Below are 1,611 nucleotides of genomic sequence, written 5' to 3' on the forward strand. Positions count from 1 at the left end.
CCCCCCCCCCCCACCCCCCCCCCCCCCCCACCCCACACCCCCCCCCCCCCCCCCCCCCCCCCCCCCCCCCCCCCCCCCAAATCTCGTGTTTGTTGATTTTACTTTTGAGGATTTTAGTGCAGAGGTTAAGAAATATAATCCTAGCTTCCACATAGACAAGACAAATCCTATTCTAAGCCGCTATACGCATATGAGTTATGCGAGATTTGAGGCTTTGAAGTTTCTTTGTGAGTGTGAAAGAATCGTATATTTGGATTTTGATATGCTACTTTTGCGCGGTATTGAGGAGTTAGCGCAAGGGGATTTTGATGTGGCTTGCTTTAGAGGAAGTGCGAGCTTATCGCAAGGAATGGGTGCATTATGTCCCCCCGCATTGCAAGAAGTGAAAAACTATTCTACTGGGATTATTGTCTTTGGTTCTATGGCACTTGTAGAAATGTATGCGTTTGTGTATCGCTTCATCGCAGAGCATTGCGAGGATTATTTCACGCAGGTAAAGCTCGGCGACCAAGTGCTTTTTAGCCTTTATTTGCTGACAAATCCGCTAAAGATTTACGAGTTGGGGGACAAATATTATGGAAATGTGGGCTGGGTAAAAAGCAAAGAATCCTCTATCATTCACGCGTGGGGGCAACATAATCGCTTTTGGAATAATAAGCTTTGTGCGCTAGCTTGGGGGCAATGGTGGGTTTATTATCATCGCTGGTTAGAGCTTGGTGGGAGCGCATATAATGGAGGCTGGAAAGCAAAGTTGGAAGTGCCATTAAGTGGTGGTGAAGTGTGGCAGTATTTTGAGAGGATTGCTTGGGCAAGGCAAATAATGGAGATTCCAATGGAGTCTTATGAGTTGATTGTGCAAGTGGATTTTAAAAACAAGTTAAAATTTACTTTTGCTGGGATTGATAAAAGTATTTTTTTACAAGTTTATTCTAAGAGTATTTATACTTTTGTTTTGGAGTTTTGCCACAAAGAGAATGTGATAACAAGTGAAACAATCAATAGAAAGGATTTAAATAATTTTTTGCCACAATTCATTGAGAGTCAAATGCGCAATATTGGATTTGTGAGAAATTCAAATAAGGAGGAGAAATGGGTTAATTTTAAGTTTTTAAGAAATGTGTTTTGCAAAATTAAAAGCAAAAGTTAAAACAATTTTGTTTGATAGGATAGGTTGCGGATTTGCTATAGGCGATGAAGCTGTAATTACGAAAATACAAGGAGAAACAATGAAACCTTTTGATGGAAATGAGAAAATTATTTATGAAAAAGATAGCTTTAAAATGGTAAAACAGAAAAAGGAAGAGTGATGATTTTCAAATATCAGGATTTGGAAGAGATTTCAAAAATATTACAATTTAATCAAGAATCTAACACTTGGGAAGTAGAGTTTGAATCCCGCGTTGATTTGGAATATTTGCAAATTTATTTAGAGCCAAAGGAAATTTGGGTAAATCCTTGCAGGATTGTTTTAGAATTTTTTGTAGAGTGTGCGGGGGGGGGGGGTTTTTTAAATTGGCGTTAAACCCAGGGCCGAGCCCCCGCGCCGGGCCTGAAGGGGGTTTGCGGGGGTTGGGGTGAAAAAAAAAAGGGGGGGGGGGGGGGGGGGGGGGG

At 41.4% G+C, this 1,611-nt stretch carries 2 protein-coding genes and 1 pseudogene; all 3 read left to right on the forward strand.

The genetic code is table 11. From position 1 onward, the window contains the following. A pseudogene (locus tag K2N75_RS03020) lies at positions 1-1,147 on the forward strand (hypothetical protein); the annotation flags it as partial. Then, positions 1,116-1,307, forward strand: coding sequence for a hypothetical protein (locus tag K2N75_RS03025; protein ID WP_300119941.1), 192 nt, complete (start codon positions 1,116-1,118; stop codon positions 1,305-1,307). The pseudogene K2N75_RS03020 and the gene K2N75_RS03025, both read left to right, overlap by 32 nt. Beyond that, positions 1,307-1,522: a hypothetical protein gene (locus tag K2N75_RS03030; RefSeq protein WP_300119943.1), complete on the forward strand. Its 216-nt coding sequence runs from the start codon at positions 1,307-1,309 to the stop codon at positions 1,520-1,522. Before K2N75_RS03025 ends, K2N75_RS03030 begins: the two co-directional genes overlap by 1 nt. Positions 1,523-1,611: the final 89 nt, after the last annotated feature.

Origin of the sequence: Helicobacter sp., assembly GCF_029067145.1 — a bacterium.
In the GTDB taxonomy this organism is placed as follows: Bacteria; Campylobacterota; Campylobacteria; order Campylobacterales; family Helicobacteraceae; genus Helicobacter_D.

What these genes read in the sequence shown, in the direction of transcription:
- K2N75_RS03025 (WP_300119941.1), top strand. Translation starts at nt 1,116, where the DNA reads ATGTGTTTTGCAAAATTAAAAGCAAAAGTTAAAACAATTTTGTTTGAT.
- K2N75_RS03030 (WP_300119943.1), top strand. Translation starts at nt 1,307, where the DNA reads ATGATTTTCAAATATCAGGATTTGGAAGAGATTTCAAAAATATTACAA.